Raw genomic sequence first — 208 nt, 5'->3', positions numbered from 1 at the left:
AGTTGTTCCTGCGGAAGATCTCCATATGGTCATTGCTATTGAGTAGCTTCTGGTCTTCGATGGTGCGGGCGTTTTCGATTCCGCTGATATGGGCGGCTGCCAGTTCCTCATGGTGAGCCCGGGTGATCAGGAATTCCCCGGAGGTGACTGAGGTGAGCCATTGGCCGGTGGCGGAATTTTCGGCAGGTACGGCGAAGTTCTGCTCGCG

Annotated in this window: 1 protein-coding gene; it reads right to left on the bottom strand. The window is 56.7% G+C overall.

All coding sequences use genetic code 11. From position 1 onward, the window contains the following. The coding region (locus IE94_RS37060) for a hypothetical protein (protein ID WP_037925314.1) at positions 1 to 208 on the bottom strand (208 nt) is incomplete at both ends.

The organism is Streptomyces violaceorubidus (genome assembly GCF_000717995.1).
GTDB classification, from domain to species: Bacteria; Actinomycetota; Actinomycetes; order Streptomycetales; family Streptomycetaceae; genus Streptomyces; species Streptomyces violaceorubidus.
This window is presented reverse-complemented; position numbering and strand designations above follow the sequence as displayed.